Raw genomic sequence first — 23,569 nt, 5'->3', positions numbered from 1 at the left:
AGACCTCCTGGGGCTGGCCCTGGATCTCCGGATGCACCAGCACCCAGGCCTCGCCGCCGTCCTGGCGCCACACCTTGGCCAATTTGTCCGCCAGCCGCCGGCCAAGCTTGGCGTCCCGGGTCACCTGCCGCAGCTCCTTGTCCAGGAAGACATGGCCCTGGGACCAGTCGATGCCGCCGTGGGCGACCGGAAAGAAAAAGGCCATGAATTCCGGAAAGTATCGGGTCAGGATCTCCTTCCATGGGGTATCGTAATCGGCGGACGACGGCATGGGCTCCTCGCACACGAAAGGAAGGAATGGCGGCTGCCGCTCGGCTGGCGGATGGGCAGTTGGATTGCCACCGCTGGCAGAGGCTGCCCCCCTCCCGGCCTCCCCCCGCTGGGGGAGGAGGCATACCGCTCCCGAGCCAGGGGGGGGAAGCTCCCTCCCCCAGCGGGGAAGGGCTGGGGTGGGGGCATGGTCGCCTCCGGTCTCGGTACCCCCGGTAGTCGATGGTTACCTACCCTATCAGAACACCGGGCGGGTGTCGAGCCGCGGGGGCCGGCGGGCCAGGTGCGGCCACCATGGGGGCATCCCCGCTCCAGCGCCGCCCAGCGCTCCCGCTGCCGCCGGAAACGGCGTGCTCCCGCATTGACAGGGGGATCCCTTCCGGGCACAGTGCAGCATGCGGTGCTGCCCATCCCCGCCCGACAGCAGCCCTTCCGGTCCTGCGGCCAGCGTTGACCATCTCCTGCCTGGCTGCCTGCTTCTGGATCTGGAGCTCGATGGCCACGGCAAGCTGCTGGCCCTGGGCGCGAAGCTGGGGGAGAGGCGACTGCTCCGCACCGGGCCCATGGAGCCGGCCAGGGCCCTGGCCGAGCTGGAGAGCCTGGCCAGGGAGGCCCGCTATCTCCTGGGGCACAACCTCCTGGGCCACGACCTGCCCCGGCTGGCGGTCTTGGCTCCTGGCCTCGCCCTCCTGGGCAAGCCGGTGATCGACACCCTGTATCTCTCCCCCCTGGCCTTTCCCGAGAACCCCTACCACCGCCTGGTCAAGGACTACCGGCTGGTCCTGACCAGCCGCAACGACCCGCTGGCCGACGCCCGGCTGGCGGCGGATCTCTTCCGGGACCAGTGGCAGGCGCTCTCGGCCCTTGCTGCGGCCAGCCCGGAGATCCCGGCCCTCTATCGCGCCCTGCTGGCGGCCGATCCCACCCTGGCCGGCCTGGACTGGGCACTGGCCGCCATGGGCGCCCCGGACCTGGAGCACGCCTGCTGCCGGCGGCCCTGGCCGCGGCGGTGCAGGATCGGGTCTGTGCCACCGCCCTGGAGCAGCTGGCAGCCGAGATGGCCGCCAGCCAGGAGTCTTGGCCGGCCATGGCCTATTGCCTTGCCTGGCTGCGGGTGGCGGGCGGCAGCTCGGTGCTGCCGCCCTGGGTCCGCCACCGCTTTCCGGAAGCCGCGACCATCCTGCGGCGACTGCGGAGCCAGCCCTGCCCGGACCCGGGCTGCCGCTTCTGCCAGGAGGCCCATGACCCGGCCGCGGGCCTGGCCACCTTCTTCGGCCTGCCGTCCTTCCGGCCCCGGCCGGCCGGGCCGGATGGCGGCAGCCTGCAGGAGGCCATCGTCCGCCATGCCGCAGCCGGCCAGCCGCTCCTGGCCATCCTGCCCACCGGCGGCGGCAAGTCCTTGTGCTACCAGCTGCCGGCCCTCCGGCGCCACCAGCACCGGGGTGTCCTCACCGTGGTGATCTCGCCCCTGGTGGCCCTCATGAAGGATCAGGTGGACAACCTGCAAGCCCGGACCGGCGCGCCGAGCGGCGCCGCCCTCTCGGGCCTCCTGACCCCGCCGGAGCGGGGGGCGGTGCTGGAAAGGGTCCGGCTGGGGGATGTGGCCATCCTCTACCTGTCCCCGGAGCAGCTCCGGAACCGCTCGGCCATGGAGGCGATCGGCAGCCGGGAGATCGGTGCCTGGGTGGTGGACGAGGCCCATTGTCTGTCGAAATGGGGGCATGACTTCCGGCCGGACTACCTCTACCTGGCCCGGGCCATCCGCGACCTGGCCAGCCGCTGCCGCCAACCGCTGCCGCCGGTGCAGTGCTTCACCGCCACCGCCAAGCCGGACGTCTTGGCCGAGATCGTGGACCACTTCCGGCGGGAGCTGGGCCAGGAGCTCACCCTGTTCCAAGGCGGGGTGGAGCGGGAGAATCTCCGGTTCGAGGTCTTCTCCGTTGGCCGCCTGGAGAAGCAGGCCACCACCCGGGAGATCCTGGCCGAGCGCCTGGCCGCCGATGGCAGCGGCAGCGCGGTGGTCTACACCGCTACCCGCCAGGGGGCGGAGCGGGCGGCGGCGTTCCTGACCGAGGCCGGCTGGCCGGCAGCCCACTACCACGGCGGCCTGGATCCGGTGGCTCGGCGCCAGATCCAGGAGGATTTCCTGGCTGGGCGGGTGCGGGTGATCTGCGCCACCAACGCCTTTGGCATGGGCATCGACAAGGAGGATGTGCGCCTCGTGATCCACCAGGACATCCCCGGCTCCCTGGAAAGCTACCTCCAGGAAGCCGGCCGGGCCGGCCGCGACAACCGGGCTGCCGACTGCGTGCTGCTCTATGACGAGGCGGACATCGAAAAGCAGTTCCAGCTCGGGGCGGCGAGTCAGCTCACCCAGCGGGACCTGGCCCAGTTCCTCCGGGGCCTGCGCCGGGCCAAGACCGGACCGGACGGCCAGGTGGTGATCACCGCCGGCGAGATGCTCCGGCTGGAGACCGTGGATACGGCCATCGACCGCACGGATCGGCAGGCAGACACCCTGGTGCGCACCGCGGTCTCCTGGCTGGAGCGGGCCGGCTTCCTGGAGCGCAACGAAAACCGCACCCAGGTCTTCCAGGGCCGGCCCCTGGTGGCCAGCCTGGAAGAGGCCCGGCTGCGGATCCGCCAGCTGGGCTGCCCGCGGCGGGAGCAGGAGCGGATGCTGGCCATCATGGCTGAGCTTCTGGCCAGCCGAAGCGATCAGGGCTTCTCCGCCGACCAGCTGGCAGAGCTGGCCCCTTTTGCCAGCGTGGCTGGCGAGGACCGGGAGGCCGAGACCGCAAGCCAACGGGTCATCCGCACCCTCCATGCCATGGCCGAGGCCGGCCTCCTTCAGAAGAACCTCATGCCGGGGCAGCCTGACCTTGCGCCATCTGGGCCAGGATCTGTACCGGGTGCGGCTGCAGCGGGACTGGCCGGCGCTCATGGAGACAGCCCACCGGCGCCAGGGGGTCGCCTGGGTGGCCTTGCGGACCATCCTCCGCCGCATCCCGGCCGGATCGCCAGCCAGCGCCAGCCTGCTGGTGGAGTTTGCCGCCGAGGACATCCTGGCCGACCTCAGGGGGGATCTCTTTCTGGCCGGCCAGCTCCGCGACCCCCTGGCCGCCATCGACCGGGCACTGATGTTCCTCCACGAGCAGCGGGTGATCACCCTGCAGCAGGGGCTGGCGGTCTTCCGCCAAGCCATGACCATCCGCATCCTGGCCGACCCCAGACGGCGCTACACCAAAGGCGACTTCGCACCCCTGGCCCGCCACTATGCCGAGCGGGTCTTCCAGGTGCACGTCATGAATGAATACGCCCGCCAGGCCCTGGTCAAGCTGGGCCAGGCCTTGGCCCTGGTGATGGCCTATTTCTCCCAGAACAAGCGGGCCTTCGTGGAACGGTACTTTGCCGGCCGTACCGAGCTGCTGGAGCGGGCCACCAGCGAACAGTCCTTCCAGCGCCTGGTGGAGGATCTGGCCAACCCGGCCCAGGCCGCGGTAGTGGCCGCCGGCGAGGGGGAGAGCCTCCTGGTGCTGGCCGGCCCGGGCAGCGGCAAGACCCGGGTGGTGGCGCACCGCACAGCCTACCTTTTGCGGGTGCGCCGGGTGCGGCCCGAGGCGATCCTGGTCCTGACCTTCAACCGCCACGCGGCGGTCAGCCTGCGCCGCCGGCTCCTGGACCTGGTCGGCGACGAGGCCCGGGGCGTGACGATCCAGACCTACCACGGGTTGGCCCTGCGCCTGACCGGCCGCTCCCTGGCCGCGCATCGGGACCGGCATGCCGATACCAGCCCGGATTTCGACACGCCGCTCGAGGAGGCCATCGCCCTGCTGCAGGGCGGGCGTGATCTGCCGGGCCTGCCCGCCGCCGAGGCCCGGGAGCGGCTTCTGGCGGCTTCCGGTTCATCCTCGTGGACGAGTACCAGGACATCGACGAGCTCCAGTACCAGCTCATCGCCGCCCTGGCCGGCCGCACCCTGGCAGATCCGGACCGCCGGCTGAGCATCCTGGCCGTGGGCGATGACGATCAGAGCATCTACCAGTTCCGGGGAACCAACGTCGGCTTCATCAAGCGTTTCCAGGCCGACTACCGGGCCCGGCTCCATGCCCTGACCGAGAACTACCGCTCCTCCGGTCACATCATTGCTGCCGCCAACCAGCTCATCTGCCACAACCGGGACCGGATGAAGGCGCAGACGGTGCTCACCGTCAACCGGGCCCGCCGGGATCTGCCCGCCGGCGGCGACTGGACCCGGCTGGATCCCGTAGCCCATGGCCGGGTGCAGCTTCTGGTCGTGACCGGCGAGGGCGAGCAGGCCCAGACCGTGGCCGCAGAGGTGCGCCGCCTCATGGCCCTGGCTCCAGGGAGCAAGCCCTCTGACTTCAAGAAGGGTGGGTTTCAGGCCCGCTGCCGGGCGCCGGCCTGGGAGGTGCCGATCTGCGAGATCGTCTGGCAGGAGGGGGGCCATCCCCTCCCCGCGGGGGATGGAGTGGATGACCGCCGGCTCGGCGTTGACACACCTGGGCCGCCGCAGGTATAAGGCCCCTACCCTGCACCAGACGACACGCCGAGGGGGGAGATCCATGAACGACGCCGAGCTCGAACGGTTGATGACCGACCTGGAGGCTGACCATGCCGAGCGCAAACAGGTCCTGAAGGGCAAGGAGCAGGAGATCCGGCAGGCAGTCTGCGCCTTTGCCAACGATCTGCCGGGTCGCGGGATCCCGGGGGTGCTCTTTGTGGGCGTCGATGATGGAGGCAGCCCGACCGGGCTGCCGATCACCGATGCCCTCCTGCGCGCCCTCGCCGACATCCGCTCCGATGGCAACATCCTGCCCATCCCGACCATCACTGTGGAAAAACGTCGGCTGCGGGGCGTCGACGTGGCGGTCGTCACGGTCAAGCCCGCTGACGCACCGCCGGTGCGCTACAAGGGGGTGGTATGGGTCCGCATCGGCCCTCGGCGAGCCGTAGCCAGCCCCCAGGAGGAGCGCCTGCTGGCCGAGCGGAACCGCTGGCGGGACACGAGTCCGGATATCCGGCCTCTCGTGGAGGCCCGCCTCGACGACCTGGACCAGCACCTGCTGTGGGACCGCTATCTGCCGGCCGCCGTTGACGCCAGCGTCCTTGCCGGCAACCACCGTGATCCGGAGGCGCAGCTGGCCTCTCTGCGGCTGGCGCATCCGACAGTGCCACCCGTGCCGACGGTTTTGGGCATGCTGGTGGCGGGGCTTCGCCCCACCACCTACCTGCCCATGGCGTATCTGAGCTTCCTCCGCCTGGCCGGACCGGATCTCGCCGACCCGGTGGTGACCAGCCATGAGCTGCAGGGGCCCCTTCCCAGGCTCATCCCCCAGATCGACGAGCTTGTCCATCTCCACGTCCTCACCAAGGTGGACATCACCTCCGCCTCCACGGAGCTGCGCCAGCCGGACTACCCGGTGCCGGCCCTGCAGCAGCTGGTGCGCAACGCCATCCTGCACCGTACCTACGAGGGCACCAACACGCCGGTCCGCGTCTACTGGTACTCGGACCGCATCGAGATCATCAGTCCCGGCGGCCCTTATGGCATCGTCACCCGTGACAACTTCGGCGAGCCGGGGGTGAACGACTACCGCAACCCCCACCTGGCCGAGGCGATGCGCCATCTGGGCTATGTGCAGCGGTTCGGCGTCGGCATCGGCATCGCCCGGGACGCCCTGGCACGCAACGGCAACCCGCCCCCCGACTTCCAGGTCGAGCCATACCGGGTTCTGGTCCGGATCCGGCGGCGCCAAGCGTAAGGCCGCCCGTCCAGGGACCAGAAGAGCCCGGCACTGGACCGGCGGCGGTGACCGCCGGCCACGGCTCACCGCCGGGCCAGCAGCGGATTGGCGTAGCAGTACAGGCAGCCGTGGCGGCAGCGCTGGTCGTAGGAGCCGATATCCCGGGAGGCGTGGCAGCCGCAGCCGGGCCGGGTGGGCTTGGCCGGCTGGGGCCGGTGGCGGCCGAAGCGGTCGGTGGCCGCCAGAACGGCGTCATCGACGCAGGCCGCCGCCCGGATGCCCGGCACCAGCGCCGGGATCTCCGGCTGGCAGCAGGCGAAAAGATCCAGCCCGGCCTGGCGACAGGCCGCCAGCATGGCGCCGGCGATGGCCGCCTTCTCCTCCCGGGTCACCGGCAGGAAGTGTACCGGCCGCTGGCGGAGCTTCGGGTAGTCGGCCATGAAGGAAAAGACACAGCGGCGGATGCCCAGGCCAGCCACCGGCGGCAGGATGCGGGAGAAGGCCGCCTCGTTGCCGGCCGGCGCCCCCTGCGGCCCCAGGTAGCGGCAGATCGGATCGAAGCGCCAGACCACCCGCTCCGGCCCCACCAGGGCACAAAGCCTGGCCAGGGTGGCCAGCCTTTCTTTGAGGGGCGCCACCCGGGGCTCCAGAGCCGAGCAGTCGTTGATGGTGAAGTGGAAGATGGCGTTGCTCTCTTCGATCAGCCGTTCGAAGCGCGGGTCGGCGACCAGCGGCGCGAAATCCTTGGACCAGAAGATGTAGCCGAAAACATCCTCCGGCCGCAGGGAGACCTCATACTGGCGGCCGTAACCGCCGTCGTAGCGGATGGTGCCTGCCTGCCAGGCATCCAGAAAGGCCGCGGCAAAGAAGCGCGGGATGTCGGTGCGGCGGGAGACCGAGAGATACTGGGGGGGCGCGGCCCTGCCGGGCTGCCTGGGGGGGCTGAATGAGGAGGTCATGAGCTATCTGGTCATCTGTGGCGCCGCCCTGCTGGTCTCAGGCTTGACCCTGTTTTCCGGGTTCGGTCTCGGCACCCTGCTGATGCCGGTGCTCGCCCTGTTCTTCCCCGTGGAGATGGCGGTAGCCGCCACCGCCGTGGTGCACGGTGCCAACAACGTCTTCAAGGCCGCCCTGGTGGGCAAGCTGGCAGACAAGGCCCTGGTGCTGAAGTTCGGTCTGCCGGCCGCCATAGCCGCCTTTGGCGGCGCCGGCGCCCTGGTCCACGTGGCCCATTTCGGGGAGATCGCCTCCTATTCCCTTGGCACCCGGACCGCCGTGGTAACCCCGGTCAAGCTCATCATGGCGCTGCTCATGCTGGTGTTCGCGCTGTTCGAGCTGCTGCCGTCGTTGCGCCAGCTTCGGCTGAGCAGCCGGCACCTGTTCCTCGGCGGCCTCCTCTCCGGCTTTTTCGGCGGCTTCTCCGGCCATCAAGGGGCCTTGCGCTCGGCCTTCCTGGCCAAGGTGGGGATTTCGTCCCCAGCCTTTGTGGGCACGAGCGCCGTCATCGGGCTCATGGTGGATGCAGCCCGGATCGCCATCTACGGCACATCGTTCTATCATGCCGGCCTTGCAGCCCCCTTCAGCCCGGAGCAGTGGCGCCTGGTCACCGCGGCCTCCGTTGCCGCCTTTGTCGGGGTACTGCTCGGCAAGCGTTTTCTCCACAAGGTTACCATGGCCGCCATCCAGCGGCTGACCGGTATTCTGCTGCTCGGCATCGCCGTGGCCTTGGGCGCGGGTCTGCTGTAAGAGAATCAGGGAGGCGAAGATACTATGGACTGGTGGCAGGCCCTGGTGCTGGGGATTGTCGAGGGCGTGACCGAATACCTGCCGGTGAGCTCCACCGGGCATCTCATTCTGGCCCAGCGGCTGATGCACATCCCGGCAGGTGCGGCCGCCGACGCCTACGCCATCTGCATCCAGGCCGGCGCCATTGCGGCCGTGCTGGGGCTTTATTGGCCCCGGGTCAGCCAGATGGCGCTGGGAGTGCTGGGCCGCTCTCCGAAGGGCCTGGCTCTGGCCGCCAACATCGTGGTGGCCTTTCTGCCGGCAGCGGTCTTCGGGGTGCTCCTGGACGATCTCATCGAGCGCTACCTGTTCGGCCTGTGGCCGATCACCGCCGCCTGGCTGGCCGGGGGACTGGCCATCCTGGCGGTTGCCCGCTGGCGGCCAAGACGCCCTGCAGAGGCCGAGACGGGCCAGGATCTCGACAGCCTTGCCTGGCCCATGGCCCTGGCCATCGGCTGCGCCCAGTGCCTGGCCATGTGGCCCGGCACCAGCCGCTCCCTGGTGACCATCCTGGCCGGCATGCTGGCGGGGCTGAGCGTGGCCGGCGCCGTGGAATTCAGCTTCCTCCTGGGGGTGGTGACCTTGACCGCGGCCACTGTCTTCAAGGCGGCGCACAGCGGCCTGGCCATGATCCAGGCCTATGGCTGGCCGTCCATGCTGATCGGCTTCAGTGCCGCCGCCCTGTCGGCGGCCGCGGCCGTCCACTGGCTGGTCAGCTACCTCAAGCGCCATTCACTGTCGATCTTTGGCCTCTACCGCCTGGGCCTTGCCGCGGCGGTCGCCCTGGCGCTCTTCGGCGGGCTCTTGCCGTAGGCGCGGGGCCCCGGCTGCCAGGACCTGCCCGCGTCATCGCCAACGCCCGAGAGCGCTCGGTCTCTGGGGCTCTCACCATCTGCTCGGCCGGCAAAACCCCGGCCAGGGTTGACCCATGGACGCCAGAACGAAGAAAGCCAGCCGCACCAGCGTCCCATCCGCACCCGATCCCTTTGTCCTCCATCACCAGCGCTACGACAACTGGTTCGAGCGGCATCGTGCCGCCTACCTCTCCGAACTGCTCGCCGTACGGGCGCTCCTGCCCTGGGAGGGACGCGGCCTTGAGATCGGGGTCGGTACCGGCCGTTTCGCCGCCCCGCTGGGCGTCACTTTCGGCATCGACCCGGCGGCCGGGATGCTTGAGCACGCCCGCCGCCGGGGTGTGCGGCTCACCCGGGGTGTTGCCGAGGCCCTGCCCTTCCAGGATGCCATCTTCGACTATGCCCTCGCCGTGACCAGCATCTGCTTCGTGGACAACCCCTTGGCCATGCTGCAAGAGACGGCGCGGGTCCTGCGGCCGGGCGGAACGTTCGTCGTCGGCCTCGTGGACCGCGAGAGCCCCCTGGGACAGCACTATCTCGCCCACCAGGCGGAAAGCCCCTTCTACCGTGACGCGCATCTCTTCTCGCCCGCCGAGGTGGAGGACCTGCTCGCCCTGGCCGGCTTTGGCCCCTGCACCTGGCTGCAAACCCTGTTCTCGTCCTCGACCCGGAGCGAAGAGGTGGAGCCAGCGCGCGCCGGCACGGGCGATGGCGCTTTTCTGGCAGGCCGCGCCCGCATCGGAACCGGAAGGAAGCACACTGTGGCGTGAATCGAGGGCTGATTCCTCCGTGAAGAGCATACCGCCCGCACCTGCTGCCGTGCCTCACGCTGGTCTTGAACGTTGGGGCTGGTATTCGGTGGCGGTGAATGTGCTCCTCGCCGCACTTCACGGGGTGATTGCGCTTGCCTCGGGCAGCCTCACCGTGGTCGCCGAACTGGTCCACAATCTCCTGGACCTTGTCGCCGCCGTGGCTGTCCTCGTCGGCCTCCGACTCGCCAGCCGCACCTCCCGGACCTTTCCCTACGGCCTCTACAAGGTGGAGAACCTGACCGCGGCCGGTCTCGCCATCCTGGTTTTCGTCAGCGCCTACGAGATCGTGCGCCAGGCCCTGCTGGCGGAACCGGCCGCACTCCGGACGGAGCCGTGGATGCTCGCCTCGCTGCTGCTTACCCTGGCGGTCCCGCTCGTCTTCAGCCATCACGAGCTCAAGGCCGCGAGGGCAGCGGGCTCCCCGGCGTTGCTGGCCGACGCCCGGGAATATCGGGTGCACGCCTTCACGACCGGGCTCGCCCTGGCAGCGCTCCTCTCCCAATGGCTGCGGCTGCCCCTCGACCGGGTCGCAGCGCTCGTCATCGTGGTGGTGGTGATCAAGACCGGCTGGGAGCTGCTGCGTGATGCCATGCGGGTCCTGCTTGATGCCTCCCTCGACACCGAGACGCTCCAGCGTATCCGGGCGGTCATCGACGCCACCGCGGCCGTGTCCGAGCTCCACTGGGTCACCGGCCGCAATGCCGGGCGCTTCCGCTTCGTCGAAGCCGGAGTCGCGCTCCGGGTCACAGATCTTGACAAGGCCACAGAGGTTCTGCGGCGCATCGAGGCCGGGGTGTGCGCGGCTGTGCCGCATGTGGAACGGGTCCTCCTCCATCTCGAATCTTCGACGGCACCCTGCCTGCGCTGCGCCGTCCCGCTCGCTGACTGCCGCGAGGCAGCGATCAGCGCCCATTTCGGCGAAGCGCCCTGGTTCGCCCTGGTGACCGTCCGGCGTGCCGACGGAGCCGTGGAGGAACAGCGTCTTGTCAGCAACCCGTACCACCATGCGGAAAAGGGCAAGGGCATCCGAGTCGCCGAATGGCTCGTCACCCTCAAGACCGACGTGCTTCTCGTGCACGAGGACTTGCGCGGCAAGGGTCCCGAGTATGTGCTACGCGATGCCGGGGTGGCCGTGCACCTCACGCCCGGGACCACGCTGGCCGAGGTGCTTGCCGCGTTGCCACCATAAAGTATTGTCCTCGAGCCTTGGCCCCTCCATTCCTGGCTCTGTTGCACGCTGGGAGGGGAAGAGGTCGGGCGGAGCCTCGTGCCGCCACGGGTAGCCGCCTGGCCTCACAAGGGCACAGCTGTTCTGACCGCCAGGCCCGGCTACCAGGCATACTCCAGGGTCAGCTCCAGCTGGTCGTTGGCGGCGAAGCGGCCGAAGAGGGACTGGGGCGGGCCGTCCAGGATGAGGCCGGAGAGGACCAGTTTCCAGGCATCGGTGATGACGTAGCTGCCGCTGGCCCGGAGCATGCTGCCCCCGTGCTCGGGGTTGGCGGCCAGGTTGAGGGTGGTGGCCAGGCGCTCGTTGAGCCAGCCGATCCGAAGATTGGCCCAGAGGATGGTCTCGGCGGCCCGCTCATAGAGGGTGGTGGGCCGGTGTCGGATCCGGGCCTGCTGGGCCTGGAGGGTGAGCACCCAGTCCTCGAAGGGCCGGTAGTCGGCGGCCAGGCCGTAGTCCAGGGCATCCCGGGTCTCCTCCACCGCAGGCAGCGGCGTGATCCCTGGCGCGGGCAGGGCCGGAGGGCCCCAGTGCTCGAGCGCCACATTGAAAACCCGGTTGCGGGTGTACGCCGCCTCGGCCCGCAGGCTCCAGGCGCCCAGCACCGCCGCCAGATCGGTACCGGCCACGAAGATCTTGTGATAGGAAGGCACAAAGCCGGGATCGATCGCCAATCCCGCCGGGGTGGCGGTGACCGCCGGCTGGGTGGCGCGGAAGACCGGCCGGGGATCGAAGCCGTGGAAGAGGCTGACCGCCCAGTCCAGCTCGCCCAGCCGCAGAAGCCGCAGGCCGAAGCTGCCGTTGGCCAGGGTGCGGGCGGGCAGGTCCGACTCCCGGGGATTCAGCTCGGCACCGGCAGGGACGGTGGCCGCAGGCAGCACGGACCAGCGGCTGCCGGGCCGGGCCAGGCGGCCCGGCACCAGCCAGGGCACCCAGACCGCCTGCCCGCTCCAGTCCTCCCGGGCCTGGCGCAGGGAGGCTGCCGGCACCCCGATCTTGCGCTCCTCCAGGGAGCGGGTGATGAACCGGCTGTGATCCCAGGGGTTCACAAGGTCGTTGACCGGATACTCGTCCAGCCGGCCCCAGGAGAAGCGCTGCAGCCCCAGCCGCAGGTCCCAGGCCGCCTCGCTCCGCTCGACGAACAGCTCCCTCACCTCCAGATAAAGGGTTTGGTCCGGATAGACCGTCGTGAGGTCCTTGAGGCCGGCCTGGCGTCCGGACCCGGCGACCGTGCCGTCCCATCCCCCTTCCAGCCAGACAGAAAGACGCACCGCCTCGGCCTGGGTCTCCAGCTGCAGCCGGCTGTCCAGGCTGGGCTCCTCCTGGCGGCTGTCCTTCTCCAGGGCCGCTGTGCCGCTCAGCCGCACCCGGCCGCTGGCCGCAAGATCCCCGTCCCCGTGCCCGGCGCTGCCGCCGGCCAGAAGCAGGATGGCGGCCAGGCAGCCGGCCCGGGGAAGCCTGCGGCCGCGCCCCGTCACCGGCCGGCCCGCTCCAGGGAGCGCTGGCTGAAGAGGTCCTCGGGGAAGCGGGTGTGGTACTGGATGGCGTCGATGGTGTAACCGTTCACCAGGGTAGCTGGTGAACGGTTACGTCCTGATCCGGCAGGAGCCTGGCCATGTCCTCCCGGCTGCCCTGGACGATCATGCCCGGGCAGTATTCCATGCGGACGGCGACGTCGAAGACCTTCAGCAGGATCTTCTTCCCCTGGTAGCTCAGGTAGCCCTTCCGGAACGGCTCCACGGAGCCGACCCCGGGCACGGTGGCCATGGCCGCCTGCATCTCGGCGGGCATGGGGATGGTGGGCGAGCCGCCGGTGGCCAAGGGATGGCCGGAGCTGACCAGGATATCGGCCCGGACGATGGAGTCGAACCAGTCGAACATGGAGCGCCGCAGGCTGTGGACCGCATTGGCCGAGCTGACGAACAGCGCGATGCTGCACAGGATGGCCGCCACTGCCACTGCGCTGCGGCGGACGCTCCTCTGCAGGTTGAGCCCGGCCAGCCGGCCACCGGATCCGAAGCAGGCGGCCAGGGCCGGGTGAGACCACGGCAGCAACCGGGCGAGGAGCAGGGGGGTCCCCAGGGACAGGCCCATCAGAAGCGCCAGCACAGCCAGAAAGATGGCGCCCATGCCCCGGAAGCACGAGCCGGCCGGCGCCATCAGGAAGACCGTCAGGGTGAGGAGTGCTCCCAGCAGGAGAAGCCCGGAGGCGACGGGGATGCCACGTCCGGTGACCACGGCGTCCTCGGCATACGGCATGGCCCGAATGGCTGCCACCGGGTTGGCGCGGCCCCCGGCCAGGGCCGGAAAAAGGGCCGCCAGCAGGCTGGCCGCCATGCCGATCGCCGCGGTTCCGGCTGCAGAGGGCCAGGAGAAGACCAGCTCGCTGACCGCAGTCTTGAGGTAGATCTCGGTGATGCTCTGGGCGACCACGCCCACGGATGCCCGAGCCAGGAGAACGCCCAGACCGATGCCCAGGGCCGAGGCCACGGCCGCCGCCACCAGGGTCTCCGCCAGGAAGAGGCCGGCGATTCCGGCCCTGGTGGCGCCCAGGGCTCGGAGGATGCCGATCTCCCGCCGCCGCTGCACCACGGCGATGGAGACGGCGTTGTAGATGAGGTACATGCCCACGAAGAGGGCCATGAAGCTGACCAGCTCCATGCTCTTTTGGAAGCGCGCCAGAAGGATCTCCACCTGCCGGCTGCGGCTGGCCGGGGTGTCCACGGTATAGCCCGCCGGCAGCCGGGCCAGAAGCCGCTCCTTCATGGCATCGAGGCCGATGCCGGGCAGGAGGCTGACATCGATCCGGTCCAGGCGGCCACTCTTGCCAAAGGCCAACTGGGCGGCGTCGATATCCATGATGGCCACATCACCCCCGGCCACCCGGGCCGGCCCTTCCGGATGCAGCAGGCCCCGCACGGTGAAGGTGCGGATGCCGGCCACGGTCTGCACCGCCACGGCCTGGTCGAGGGCGATCCCCTCCTGGGCCGCCATGGCAGCGGTGACGAGGATGGAATCCCGCTTGGCCAGAAACAGCAAAGGGTCCGGCACCTCCGCCGCCTCGCCGGCCAGGCGGTAATCCCGGATGCCCTGATCCTGGAGGATGTCGACCCCGAGGATGAGGAGGGACCGGGACCTGCCCCCGGCCAGCTGGGCATTGGCCTCGACGACCGGCACGGCGTGCTCCACCCCGGGTACGGCCTGCACCTCTTCCAGGAGCGCACCGGGGAAGCCGGCCTCGGGCCCGGTGATCTGCAGAGCGGCCCGGCCGGTGATCTCGTTGATCGAGGTTTCGAAGGAGGCCAGCACGCTGCGGCTCACCAGGTCGATGGCCACCATGGCGGCCACCCCCAGGCCGATGCCGGCAACGGTCATGGCGAGCTGGATCTTCTGCAGCCGCAGGTGTCTGAGACTCAAGTGGCGCAGGAGGCTGGCCAGGATCATGGCTCTGCCCCCCCGATGGCGATGTCCCCGGCGGTCCGGCCATCCTTGAGCGTGAGGATGCGGCTGCCGAAGGCGGCGGCCTTGGCGTCGTGGGTGACCATGACGATGGTCTGGCCATCGTCATGGAGGGATTGCAGCAGCAGAAGGATCTCCTCGCTGGTGTGGGAATCCAGGTTGCCGGTGGGCTCGTCGGCCAGGATCACCGCCGGCCGGCTGACCAGGGCCCGGGCGATGGCCACCCGCTGCATCTCGCCGCCGGACAGGTGCTCCGGCCGATGGCCGATCCGGTGCCCCAGCCCCACCTGCTCCAGGAGGGCCACCGCCCGGGGGCGGACCTGGGCAAAGGGCAGGCCGTCCAGCAGCAGGGGCAGGCCGACGTTCTCCTCGGCGGAAAGGAGGGGCAGGAGGTTGAAGAACTGGAAGACAAAGCCCACGGAGCGCCGGCGGATACGGGTGAGCTCCGCATCAGGGATGCCGCCCAGGGGCCGGCCATCCAGAAGGACCTGGCCGCTGCTGGGCTGGTCCAGGCCGCCCATGAGATGAAGGAGGGTGCTCTTGCCGGAGCCGCTGGGGCCCATGATACTCACCAGCTCACCCTTGACGATGGAAAGGGTCACGTCCTGAAGGGCCTGCACCTGGCGCCCCCCCTGCCGAAAGGTGCGGCTGACCTTCTGCAGCGCAATCATCCTGGGCATCCTCCCCTGCTGTCTCTTGTGATCTTGGCCTCGCACAGGGCCAGCCATTTGAGGTCGGCCTCGGCGTGGAACAGGCCGGCGTCCAGAATCAGCTCGGTGACCAGCCGGGCCTCGCTGTCCCCCTCCTTCTTCAGGGCCAGCTTGCGGCGGGTGAGCCGGTGCATGGCCTGGAGGTAGAGCGCCTTCTGCTTGTCGATCAGCTCCAGGATGGCCGCCGGCTTCTCCCTGGCCAGGAAGACCAGCTTGATGAAGAGCTCGTCCCGCAGCACCCTGGTCTTCTTGACCGGGCTGGCCAGCCAGAGCGCCCAGGGTGTCCCGGGGGGCTTCTCCTATAAGTCTTACAGGTCCTATGGGTCCTGTTGGACTTGTTGGTCCTGTGAAACCCGCGGGGCACGCACGGTTAGTCTTCCAGGTCCTCGTAGGCGGCCGGGGTGAAGCGGGAGATGGCTGGCTGCATGGGAGCCCTCCTTGGTTGCTGGTGCGCCGACGTCCTTCGCCGCCACAGCTGCCCGCCTGGCCGTTGCCAAGGCCAGGCGGTTTGGTGTAGCGTGGGCTTGGACTCAGGACCAGTTCGCGCCAGGCCCAAGCCGTCGCGGGTTAGGGTCAGCCCCGCCCGCTGCCGCCATTCGCGCTCCTTGGAGGAAGACCCATGAAGCTCGATCGCATCACCTGCACGCCGGCACGTATGAATGGTCAGCCATGTATCCGTAATCTGCGCCTGACCGTACGCCGAGTGGTGGAGCTGGTGGCAACCTACCCGGAACGCTCCGAGCTGCGCCGAGAGTATCCCGAGCTGGAGGACGAAGACATCCGACAGGCCCTCATCTACGCGGCCGCCTCCCTGGACGACCAGGTGCTCAATCTCGCCGAGCCCCATGAAACTGCTGCTTGATCAGGGCCTGGCCCGCAGTGTCGTCGCCCTCCTCGCTCCGGACGGCATCGATGCCGTCCATGTTGCAGATCTGGGCTATGCCACAGCCACGGATGCCGCAATCCTCGACTTGGCCCGCGCCCAGGGGCGGGTTGTGGTCACCCTGGACGCGGATTTCCACGGCTTGCTGGCCTGCGCTGCCGCCTGCGTGCCCTCAGTGGTGCGGATTCGCATCCAAGGCTTGCGGGCGGAAGGCCTGGCCCAGGTTCTCCGCCAGGTCTGTCATCAGTGCGCCGCAGAGTTGATCCGGGGTGCCGCAGTCACCGTACAGGAAGACCGCATCCGAGTCCGTCTCCTCCCCTTCGGCCAAGCCTCGAACTACCCGCAGCACGTCTGAGCCAGCAGCATCCCGCCCGCCGTCCTTCTGCCACCCTTTCCGCTTATGGCCAGCATCGACGGACATCCCATCCCTGACGAGATCACCGCCGAGCTGGCCCGCCTGCTGGCCGGTCTGGGGGAGCCGGTGCTGCGGCGGCTGTGCCAGGACTTTCCCCAGCTTGCCGCCGGCTTCCGTCCCAAGCGGCCCAACCTGGAGGTGGTGCGCCGCCGGCTGGCCGGGCTGCTGGCCGAGGGCGGCGAGCTGGACGCCGGCCTCCGGGGCATCCTGGCCGCCGCGGGCCTGGGGGATTCCCTGGTCGCCGTTCTTTCCCGGGATTGCCTTGCCGCCTTCCTCTCCGACCTCATGGCCCTCTTCGGCCGGGCGCCGCTTCTGACCGGGCTTCTCGCCGACGAGCGGGCCGCGGTCCGGGAGCTGGCCTGGGACGAGCTCGCCGCCGGGCCGCGGCCCCTGGCCGACCCCGAGACAGCCCAGGCCGCTTTGGCCGGTGGCCTTGCCCCCTTCCTGGCCCTGGTCCGGGAGCGGCTCCTGGGGGAGATCCCGGAGCCAGCGCCGGCCGGCGACAGCCAGGAGCTGGCCGCCCTGCGGGCCCGGTTGGCCAGTCTGGAAGAGGAGCGCCGGCCGGCAGGCGGCAGCCGGATGGAGAGGAGGCTCCAGGAGAAGCTGGCCCGGATGGAATCGGAGCTGGCCGCCGCCCGGGAGCGGCTGGCCCGGGAGCGGGCCAGCCGGCAGGAGCTGGCCGCCGAGCTGGCGGCGGCCCGCCAGGCCCAGGCTACCCTGGAGAACGAGCTGCAGGAGCGGATCCGCCAGGGGGTCGACGAGGAACTGGCGGTCCGGCTGCGCTCCTGGCTGGCCCAGCCCCAGGCAGTGGCCGCCGAGGCCGACCGGAGCCGTCCGGCCGGAACCGGCGACCTCTTGGCCCGGGCCAGGCTGGCCCTGGAGCGCCAGGTCCAGCGGGACCGGCATCTGGGCAACCGGCGCCAGCTGGCGGCGCGCCTGGCCAGCCTGCAGCAGGCCGCGGCCGAGCTGGATGAAGCCCGGCAGCAGGCCCTGTCGCCGCTGCCGGAGCTGGCCCCTTTGGGCCGGGAGGTCCAGGCCGAGATCCGCCGGCTGCAGGCCGTGCTGGGCGAGGATCCCCCGCCCTCTCCCCTGGTGGCGGAGCTGGCGGCCCGCATCAACAGCGCCGCCGAAGACCACCTCGTCTCCTGGCGCCGGCTGGTGGAGGAGCTGGCGGCAGCGGGCATCCTGGCCAGCCAGGAGCGGGCCAGCCTGGAGGCGCTGGCCAGCCAGACCCAGGCCCGGGCCCTGGATCGGGCCCGGGTGGCGGCCACCCCGCTGCCCGGCGTGGCCGGCCTGGTCCAGCGGGCCCTGGACCAGGGCCAGCCGTTCCATCTGGTGGTGGACGGCCACAATGTTCTTTTTGGCCTGGCCAGCCTCTTTGGGCCGGCCTACGACGAGCACGGCGTCCCGGGCGCCCGGGCCCGGGCCGCGCTCCTGGCCGCCGTCGACCGGCTGCTGGCACCCGCTGGCCAAGCCCTGGCCTCGGTGTTCTTCGACGGCGTTGCGGCCTCGGAGGAGAACGTAAGCCCCAAGGTCAAGGCGGTCTATGCCGCCGGCGGCCCGGCGGCCGAGGATCGGGCCGATCAGGCGATCCTGGACTATCTCGATCACTGCCGGCCGGCCAACGGCCAAGTCGTTCTGGTCAGCGACGATGCGGCCCTCAAGAAGGCAGCCGGCCGCCGGCAGGCGCAAAGCCTGCCCCTGGCCGCCTTTGCCGCCCTCCTCGCCCGGCCCTGACCCCCTCCCCGCCTAGCCGGCCGGTACCGCCTCCCCTGCCATCGGCTCGGCAAACCCTTTCTCCACCAGGTGGCTGGCGATGTCCGCCGGCGCGAAGCCGATCTTCTGGGCCACCCGCAGGGCATGGCTGTCCCTGGAGATGCCGGGGATCATCCGGTGGCTGGGTCGCTCCCGGGCAAACTCCACCTGCAGATACTGGCCCTTGCCGGAGCGCTGGAAGCTCTCCACCAGCTCGTAGGAATGGGTGACCAGGAGGGTGTTGTTGCCCACGGCGTGGAAGCCGTCCATGATCGAGGCCGACAGGCTCATCTTCTCGTGGGTGGTGGTGCCCTCGGCGATCTCGTCCAGCACGGCCAGGCTCTTCGGGGTGATGGAGAAGAAGATGTCCCGGGTGGTCGTAAGCTCGGTGCCGAAGCGGCCCTCCGGGTCGCTCAGGCAGTCGAAGGACGGCGCCTGGTAGGCGATGCGGTCGGTCATGTTCAGCCGCGCCCGGGAGGCCAGGATCGGCGCCCCGATCTGGCCCAGGATCTGGCTTTGGACAATGGTCTTGCAATAGGTGGTCTTGCCGCCGCTGTTGGGGCCGGTGACAAAGGTGACCCGGCTGCCGTCCAGAAGGACATCGTTGGGCACAAAGTCGGGGTCGTCCTTGGCGGCGATGGGGTTCCTGAGGTCGTAGGCCACAAAGGAATGGCGGTCGTGGTTGGTGATCTCCGGCAGGACCGTGGGATGGGGCACCACCCGGCTGTACGCCACGAAGGAGAGAAGCTCGTCGATGGCCGCCACCGCCTCCACGGCCGAGGCGAAGCGGTTGGAGTCGTAGAGGCGCTTTCGCACCGGCAGAATCGCCGACTCGTAGTCCACCATGGGCTTGAGCACCGTGCCGTAGATGAGGCCAAGCAGGATGCCGCCGCCGGTGAGGATGACCATGGATTCCGCCACCGGCCGGCTCAGGAAGCCGGTCAAGCCGGCCAGGCCGGACAGGATGGACGGCAGGGCCGGCCAGATGGAGCCGCCGCTCAGCCGGTGCGGCCGGAAGCGCCAGCCAGGGGAGAAGAGGCCCTTCTCGCCCCGGGCCTGCACCCCGGCCAGGGTGCGCCAGACCGGACCGGCCGCCAGCCGGCTCACCGGCGAGCCGGCAAAGGCCAGGATGCTTTGCACCAGCGAGTCGAGATAGACGGTCTCCGGCCGGGGCAGATTCCTGGCCGCCTCCAGCATGGTGCGGATGGTGGCCATGGCCTGGCCGTAGTCCCGGTACGGGATGAGCGGGTGCATGTGGGCGTTGAGGAGCCGAAAGAGGGCCAGCTCGCCCTGGCGGAAGGTGTCGAGATAGCTGGCTACCGCCACCTGCAGTCGGGTGTTGCTCTCCAGCTCGCAGTAGGAGTCCTGCTTGGCGTGGATGAGCTCGATGGACTCGGAGGGGTTCATGAGGGAGTGGAAGAGCCGGGCCGAGCCCACCAGGGTGCGGGTGTGATCGAGGGCGCGGAACAGGGGGAACAGCTCCACCACCTGCAGGGTGCGGCGGTCGGCGATGGTGGTGGGTAGGAGATCGAAGAGCCTGTCGCCATGGAACGGCGCGGCCAGGCGCTCGTCGATGATCTTGTTGCGGAAGTTGAGCTCGATGATGAGCTTCTCGCTGTCGCCATCCATGGGTGGGGGTCCTCGCAAGGGATCGACGCCGGGCAGCCCCGGCCGGAAAATTACTCACGCTACACCGAAACCGCCCGCCTCTCAAGCCCGCCTTCTCCCTCCTCCCTGGCAGGAAATGTCCTGCCCCGCAGGATGCCGCGCCAAAGGATGCCGGCGGCCCCCCTGCCCGCCCGGCCAGGGTACCGGTCCCAACCAGGGTGGCACACGACTTGAAACGGTTCCGTCATGGACAAATGATGGAGCCGGGCGTGGTGCCCGGCGAAGGCCCTGGCAGCCGGCCGCCGGCCCGCCGGGCGGCAGCGAGGCCCTGCCCATGCAGCTTCATGTCGGCACCAGCGGCTACGGGTACAAGGAATGGCAGGGGATCTTCTATCCTGCCCGGACCCCCGCCAAGGAAATGCTCCGCTTCTATGCCACACGACTGGGCGCCGTGGAGATCAACTACACCTTCTACCATATGCCCACCGAAAGGGTCCTCCTCTCCTGGGCGGCCCAGGTCCCGGACGGCTTTGCCTCGGAGGCCGAGCTGGCCCACTGGCTGGAGAGGATCCGGGCCCAGGGCTGGCAGGAGGCCTTTGTCTTCTTCAAGCACGAAGCCGCCGGCCAGGGGCCGGAGCTGGCGCTGCGCTTCCAGAGCCTCGCGGGCGAGGCCCCATCCGTCGTCTGACTGCATGGATCTGGCGACCTACCGGCAGAAGCGCGATTTCTCCCGCACCAGCGAGCCGGCCGGCCTGGGCCAGGCCCTGCCGGCCGGCCGGCGCTTCGTGGTGCACCAGCACGCAGCCCGGCGGCTCCATTACGATCTCCGGCTGGAGCTGGACGGCGTGCTGAAAAGCTGGGCCGTGCCCAAAGGGCCGAGCCTGGATCCCTTCGCCCGGCGGCTGGCAGTGCAGGTGGAGGATCATCCCCTGGAGTACGGCGGCTTCGAGGGGGTCATCCCCAAGGACCAGTACGGCGGCGGCACGGTCGTGCTCTGGGACCAGGGGACCTGGGAGCCGGAGGCCGATCCCCGGGAGGGCCTACGCCAGGGCAAGCTCTCCTTCTGGCTGCACGGGGAGAAGCTGCGGGGCTCCTATGCCCTGGTGCAGATGCGCAGCCGGGACGGCAGCCCCACCAGGAACTGGCTCCTCATCAAGCACCGGGACGCGGCGGCGGTGCCGGGCAGCGGCCGCCGCATCCTGGACGACAAGCCCGCCAGTGCCGCCAGTGGGCGCTCCCTGGCCGAGATCGCCGCCGCGGCCGGCGATGCCGCGGCGCCGTCCCTTGCCGCCTCAGCCTTGCCCCAGGCCCGCCCGGCCCCGCAGCCGGCCTTCCTTTCGCCCCAGCTGGCCACCCTGGTGAGCCAGCCACCCACCGGGGACGCCTGGATCCATGAGATCAAGCTGGACGGCTACCGGATCCTGGCGGTGATCGCGGAAGGCCGGATCACCCTCCGGTCCCGCCACGGCAAGGACTGGACCGGCCGGTTCCCGGCGGTGGTCGCGGCCCTGGCCGCCTGGCCGGTGAGCCAGGCGATCCTGGACGGCGAGATCGTGATCATCCGGCCCGATGGCACCTCGGACTTCCAGGCCCTGCAGGAGGCGCTCCGCTCCGGCCAGGCGGAAAGGATCGTCTACTGTCTCTTCGACCTGCCCCACTGCGCAGGCTATGATCTTGCAGCCACGCCGCTTCTGGAGCGCAAACGCCTGCTTGCCTCCCTCATCGCCCGCCTGCCGCCGGAAAGCGGCATCATCCGTGCCAGCGACCATATCCAGGCGAACGGCCCGGAGGTCTTCCGGCAGGCCTGCGACCTGGGCACCGAGGGCCTCGTCTCGAAAGAGGCGGCCAGCCCTTATGAGCCCAGGCGATCCCGGACCTGGCTGAAGACGACCTGCCGCCAGCGCCAGGAGCTGGTGGTGGGCGGCTGGAGTGAGCCGGCCGGTGGCGGCCCCGGCTTCGGCGCCCTGCTCGTGGGCTACTTTGACCAGGGCGAGCTGCGCTACGCCGGCCGGGTGGGGACCGGCTTCTCCCGCCCGGCCCGCCGGCAGCTGGGCGAGCTGTTGCCGGCCGTCGAACAGCCAAGGACCGCCTTCGTCAATCCCCCCACCGGTGCCGCGGCCCGGGGCCTGCACTGGACCCGGCCGGCGCTGGTGGCCGAGGTGGCCTTCCGGGGCTGGACCCGGGACCAGGTGCTGCGCCTGGCCTCCTTCCAGGGGCTGCGGCACGACAAGCCCCCCGAGGACGTGGGCCGGGAGACCCCCGAGCCGCTCCGGCCGCCGCCGGTGTCCTCCGTGGTGGTGGCCGGGATCAGGGTGACCCATGCGGACAAGATCCTCTACCCGGAGGCCGGCATCACCAAACGGGATCTGGCCGCCTTCTACGCCGCCATCGCGGACCGCATCCTGCCCCATGTCCGGCACCGGCCGCTCACCCTGGTGCGCTGCCCGGACGGCTGGCCCGGGGAGTGCTTCTACCAGAAGCACCTGGGACGGCCAGGCGGCGAGCCGCTGCCCGCCGCGCTTCGCACCGTCCCGATCCCGGACCGGCAAGGCACCAGGGCCTTCGTGGTGATCGACGACTTGGCCGGTCTCATCGCACTGGTGCAGCTGGGGGTGCTGGAGATCCACCCGTGGGGGGCGAGCGCCGGGGACTGGGACCGGCCGGACCGGCTGGTCTTCGACCTCGATCCCGGCCCCGGCCTGGCCTGGCAGCAGGTGGTGGCGGCCGCCCGCCTGCTGCGCCGCCGGTTGGCGGAGCTGGGGCTGGCGGCCTTTGTCAAGACCTCCGGGGGCAAGGGCCTGCACCTGGTGGTGCCCCTGGTGCCCTGGGGCGGCTGGCGGGAGGTCCGGGCCTTTGCCCGGGCGGTGGCCCTGCAATTGGCGCGGCAGCGGCCGGACCTCTTCGTGGCCACCATGAGCCGGGCCCAGAGGCAGGGCCGGATCTTCATCGACTACCTGCGCAACAGCCGCGGCGCGACGGCCGTGGCGGCCTATTCCCCCCGGGCCCGACCCGGCGCCCCGGTGTCCACCCCGGTCCGCTGGGAGGAGCTGGGCGAGGCCTTAACCCCCGATCGCTACCGGATCGACAATCTGCCCCGCCGGCTGGCCGCCCTGCAGAGCGACCCCTGGCCGGATTTCTTCGCGCTCCGGCAAAAAGTCGGCCCCGCCGCCCGCTGAGCGCCTGGCCGGTCAAGGCCGCTTGCCCGAGGCCGGCCGCCGGCCACCGCCCTTGCCGGCTGGCGCCGCCGGGAAGCGGCTCTTGATGATCGCCATGAGGTCGATGACCTCGGCGCCTACCGCTGCCGCGGCGGCCGGCAGCGGCGGCTGGTCCAGCACGTCCTTGCCAGCGGCGAGCTTCTCGCGCACCAGATCGGCCAGCCGCTGGGCGTAGCGGTCGGCCATGAGGTCCGGCGCCAGCTCCGGCCGGAAGAGCCGGTCCATCTCCTGGCGCAGGCGGCCGGCCAGCTTCGGGCAGGCTTCGGGCAGGGGCGGCAGGCCCAGCTCCGCCGGCGAGCGGATCTCATCGGCAAAGCGCAGGATCTCCGCCCGCAACAGCCCGCCCTCGGCCAGGATCGCCACCAGGTGCTCCCTCTCCCGCATGACAAAGGTGCCGATGGCCGCCCGGCCGCTTCGCTCCATGGTGGCGGCCAGCAGGCGGTAGGCCCGACTGACCGTGCCCGCCGGCAAGAGGCAGTAGGCGTGCTGGAACAGGACCGGGTCCAGTTCGGCCACCGCCACGAAGGTGCGCAGGTCAATCTCCCGGGATTTCTTCGGCTCGACCGCCGCCAGCTCCTGGTCGCTGACCGGGATGAAGCGGCCGGTCTCGATCTCGTGACCGCGGATGATGGCCTCGGCAGCCAAAGGCCGCCGGTCCCGGGGGCAGTTGTAGCGGCGGTGCATGGCCGCGCCGTCCGAGGCCAGCATCCGGAGGGCCGCGGGCCGGGGCCGGTGGGTGGAGTAGAGATCCACCGGGATGTTGACCAGCCCGAAGGTGAGGCTGCCGGACCAGAAGGCGCCCAACTGGCC

21 protein-coding genes are annotated in these 23,569 nt (G+C 70.3%); 13 read left to right on the top strand and 8 right to left on the bottom strand.

All coding sequences use genetic code 11. The annotated features are described in order from the left end of the window. On the bottom strand, nt 1-271 hold a 271-nt coding region (locus AB1634_10215; protein ID MEW6219893.1), incomplete at its 3' end, for a cytosolic protein. A 1,008-nt stretch (nt 272-1,279) separates the two neighbouring features. Here AB1634_10215 and AB1634_10210 point away from each other — a divergent pair. The 4 genes from AB1634_10210 to AB1634_10195 are packed head-to-tail and all read left to right on the top strand — an operon-like array spanning nt 1,280 to nt 6,056. Further along, on the top strand, nt 1,280-3,583 hold the full coding sequence (locus AB1634_10210; protein ID MEW6219892.1) for a RecQ family ATP-dependent DNA helicase: 2,304 nt from the start codon (nt 1,280-1,282) through the stop codon (nt 3,581-3,583). Beyond that, a complete protein-coding gene (locus AB1634_10205) occupies nt 3,474-4,274 on the top strand; it encodes a UvrD-helicase domain-containing protein (GenBank protein MEW6219891.1) in 801 nt (266 codons plus the stop codon). The genes AB1634_10210 and AB1634_10205 overlap by 110 nt, the downstream gene beginning before the upstream one ends. Then, nucleotides 4,184-4,813, top strand: a complete 630-nt coding sequence (locus AB1634_10200; GenBank protein MEW6219890.1) for a UvrD-helicase domain-containing protein — start codon at nt 4,184-4,186, stop codon at nt 4,811-4,813. Before AB1634_10205 ends, AB1634_10200 begins: the two co-directional genes overlap by 91 nt. Nucleotides 4,814-4,856: 43 nt before the next feature. Then, a complete protein-coding gene (locus AB1634_10195; protein MEW6219889.1) occupies nt 4,857-6,056 on the top strand; it encodes an ATP-binding protein in 1,200 nt (399 codons plus the stop codon). A gap of 65 nt (nt 6,057-6,121) precedes the next feature. Here AB1634_10195 and AB1634_10190 read toward each other — a convergent pair whose 3' ends face one another. After that, the gene (locus tag AB1634_10190) at nt 6,122-6,997 is read right to left on the bottom strand and encodes a DUF1848 family protein (protein ID MEW6219888.1); all 876 of its coding nucleotides are present in this window, start codon (nt 6,995-6,997) and stop codon (nt 6,122-6,124) included. Between AB1634_10190 and AB1634_10185 the strand changes: the two genes are divergently transcribed. The 4 genes from AB1634_10185 to AB1634_10170 all read left to right on the top strand — a co-directional run bounded on the left by AB1634_10185 (nt 6,996) and on the right by AB1634_10170 (nt 10,678). Then, nucleotides 6,996-7,784: a TSUP family transporter gene (locus tag AB1634_10185; GenBank protein ID MEW6219887.1), complete on the top strand. Its 789-nt coding sequence runs from the start codon at nt 6,996-6,998 to the stop codon at nt 7,782-7,784. The two genes, AB1634_10190 and AB1634_10185, sit on opposite strands and share 2 nt — an antisense overlap. A 24-nt stretch (nt 7,785-7,808) precedes the next feature. After that, nucleotides 7,809-8,636, top strand: coding sequence for an undecaprenyl-diphosphate phosphatase (locus AB1634_10180; protein ID MEW6219886.1), 828 nt, complete (start codon nt 7,809-7,811; stop codon nt 8,634-8,636). Between the two features lie 115 nt (nt 8,637-8,751). Continuing rightward, on the top strand, nt 8,752-9,447 hold the full coding sequence (locus AB1634_10175; GenBank protein MEW6219885.1) for a class I SAM-dependent methyltransferase: 696 nt from the start codon (nt 8,752-8,754) through the stop codon (nt 9,445-9,447). A gap of 19 nt (nt 9,448-9,466) precedes the next feature. Next, the gene (locus AB1634_10170) at nt 9,467-10,678 is read left to right on the top strand and encodes a cation diffusion facilitator family transporter (protein ID MEW6219884.1); all 1,212 of its coding nucleotides are present in this window, start codon (nt 9,467-9,469) and stop codon (nt 10,676-10,678) included. A gap of 140 nt (nt 10,679-10,818) precedes the next feature. Here AB1634_10170 and AB1634_10165 read toward each other — a convergent pair whose 3' ends face one another. From AB1634_10165 to AB1634_10150, 4 genes are all read right to left on the bottom strand, one after another. Continuing rightward, nucleotides 10,819-12,192 (bottom strand): DUF1302 family protein, encoded by a 1,374-nt coding sequence (locus AB1634_10165; protein MEW6219883.1) that lies wholly within the window; start codon nt 12,190-12,192, stop codon nt 10,819-10,821. Nucleotides 12,193-12,277: 85 nt separating this feature from the next. Further along, a complete protein-coding gene (locus AB1634_10160; GenBank protein ID MEW6219882.1) occupies nt 12,278-14,158 on the bottom strand; it encodes an FtsX-like permease family protein in 1,881 nt (626 codons plus the stop codon). After that, nucleotides 14,155-14,844: an ABC transporter ATP-binding protein gene (locus AB1634_10155; GenBank protein MEW6219881.1), complete on the bottom strand. Its 690-nt coding sequence runs from the start codon at nt 14,842-14,844 to the stop codon at nt 14,155-14,157. Before AB1634_10155 ends, AB1634_10160 begins: the two co-directional genes overlap by 4 nt. Continuing rightward, complete coding sequence (locus AB1634_10150) at nt 14,841-15,122, bottom strand: hypothetical protein (GenBank protein ID MEW6219880.1); 282 nt, start codon at nt 15,120-15,122, stop codon at nt 14,841-14,843. Before AB1634_10150 ends, AB1634_10155 begins: the two co-directional genes overlap by 4 nt. Nucleotides 15,123-15,502: 380 nt before the next feature. Here AB1634_10150 and AB1634_10145 point away from each other — a divergent pair, with 380 nt between their 5' ends. Genes AB1634_10145 through AB1634_10135 form a run of 3 tightly spaced genes read left to right on the top strand, consistent with a single transcriptional unit; the run spans nt 15,503 to nt 17,918 of the window. Further along, on the top strand, nt 15,503-15,745 hold the full coding sequence (locus AB1634_10145) for a DUF433 domain-containing protein (protein MEW6219879.1): 243 nt from the start codon (nt 15,503-15,505) through the stop codon (nt 15,743-15,745). Further along, entirely contained in the window at nt 15,729-16,121 is a 393-nt protein-coding gene (locus AB1634_10140; GenBank protein MEW6219878.1) for a DUF5615 family PIN-like protein, read from the top strand. The genes AB1634_10145 and AB1634_10140 overlap by 17 nt, the downstream gene beginning before the upstream one ends. A gap of 45 nt (nt 16,122-16,166) precedes the next feature. Continuing rightward, nucleotides 16,167-17,918 (top strand): hypothetical protein, encoded by a 1,752-nt coding sequence (locus AB1634_10135; GenBank protein MEW6219877.1) that lies wholly within the window; start codon nt 16,167-16,169, stop codon nt 17,916-17,918. Between the two features lie 12 nt (nt 17,919-17,930). Here AB1634_10135 and AB1634_10130 read toward each other — a convergent pair whose 3' ends face one another. Then, nucleotides 17,931-19,565 carry a DNA mismatch repair protein MutS gene (locus tag AB1634_10130; protein ID MEW6219876.1) on the bottom strand — a complete coding sequence of 545 codons (1,635 nt, stop codon included), beginning with the start codon at nt 19,563-19,565 and terminating at the stop codon, nt 17,931-17,933. A 313-nt stretch (nt 19,566-19,878) separates the two neighbouring features. Between AB1634_10130 and AB1634_10125 the strand changes: the two genes are divergently transcribed. Both AB1634_10125 and ligD read left to right on the top strand, forming a co-directional pair. Beyond that, complete coding sequence (locus AB1634_10125; protein ID MEW6219875.1) at nt 19,879-20,232, top strand: DUF72 domain-containing protein; 354 nt, start codon at nt 19,879-19,881, stop codon at nt 20,230-20,232. 4 nt (nt 20,233-20,236) lie between these two features. Continuing rightward, entirely contained in the window at nt 20,237-22,720 is a 2,484-nt protein-coding gene (gene ligD, locus AB1634_10120; GenBank protein ID MEW6219874.1) for a DNA ligase D, read from the top strand. A gap of 12 nt (nt 22,721-22,732) precedes the next feature. Here the strand turns inward: ligD and AB1634_10115 are convergent. Beyond that, on the bottom strand, nt 22,733-23,569 hold an 837-nt coding region (locus AB1634_10115; protein ID MEW6219873.1), incomplete at its 5' end, for a Ku protein.

Source organism: Thermodesulfobacteriota bacterium (genome assembly GCA_040755095.1).
Classification (GTDB): Bacteria; Desulfobacterota; Desulfobulbia; order Desulfobulbales; family JBFMBH01; genus JBFMBH01.
The sequence above is the reverse complement of the archived record's forward strand: the minus strand, read 5'-3'. Positions and strand labels throughout refer to the sequence as shown.

Bases quoted from the DNA above. Each gene is read 5' to 3' on its own strand.
- AB1634_10205 (MEW6219891.1), top strand. From the start codon at position 3,474: ATGACCATCCGCATCCTGGCCGACCCCAGACGGCGCTACACCAAAGGC.
- AB1634_10195 (MEW6219889.1), top strand. From the start codon at position 4,857: ATGAACGACGCCGAGCTCGAACGGTTGATGACCGACCTGGAGGCTGAC.
- AB1634_10185 (MEW6219887.1), top strand. From the start codon at position 6,996: ATGAGCTATCTGGTCATCTGTGGCGCCGCCCTGCTGGTCTCAGGCTTG.
- AB1634_10190 (MEW6219888.1), bottom strand. From the start codon at position 6,997: ATGACCTCCTCATTCAGCCCCCCCAGGCAGCCCGGCAGGGCCGCGCCC.
- AB1634_10180 (MEW6219886.1), top strand. From the start codon at position 7,809: ATGGACTGGTGGCAGGCCCTGGTGCTGGGGATTGTCGAGGGCGTGACC.
- AB1634_10175 (MEW6219885.1), top strand. From the start codon at position 8,752: ATGGACGCCAGAACGAAGAAAGCCAGCCGCACCAGCGTCCCATCCGCA.
- AB1634_10160 (MEW6219882.1), bottom strand. From the start codon at position 14,158: ATGATCCTGGCCAGCCTCCTGCGCCACTTGAGTCTCAGACACCTGCGG.
- AB1634_10155 (MEW6219881.1), bottom strand. From the start codon at position 14,844: ATGATTGCGCTGCAGAAGGTCAGCCGCACCTTTCGGCAGGGGGGGCGC.
- AB1634_10145 (MEW6219879.1), top strand. From the start codon at position 15,503: ATGAAGCTCGATCGCATCACCTGCACGCCGGCACGTATGAATGGTCAG.
- AB1634_10140 (MEW6219878.1), top strand. From the start codon at position 15,729: ATGAAACTGCTGCTTGATCAGGGCCTGGCCCGCAGTGTCGTCGCCCTC.
- AB1634_10135 (MEW6219877.1), top strand. From the start codon at position 16,167: ATGGCCAGCATCGACGGACATCCCATCCCTGACGAGATCACCGCCGAG.
- AB1634_10130 (MEW6219876.1), bottom strand. From the start codon at position 19,565: ATGGATGGCGACAGCGAGAAGCTCATCATCGAGCTCAACTTCCGCAAC.
- AB1634_10125 (MEW6219875.1), top strand. From the start codon at position 19,879: ATGCAGCTTCATGTCGGCACCAGCGGCTACGGGTACAAGGAATGGCAG.
- ligD (MEW6219874.1), top strand. From the start codon at position 20,237: ATGGATCTGGCGACCTACCGGCAGAAGCGCGATTTCTCCCGCACCAGC.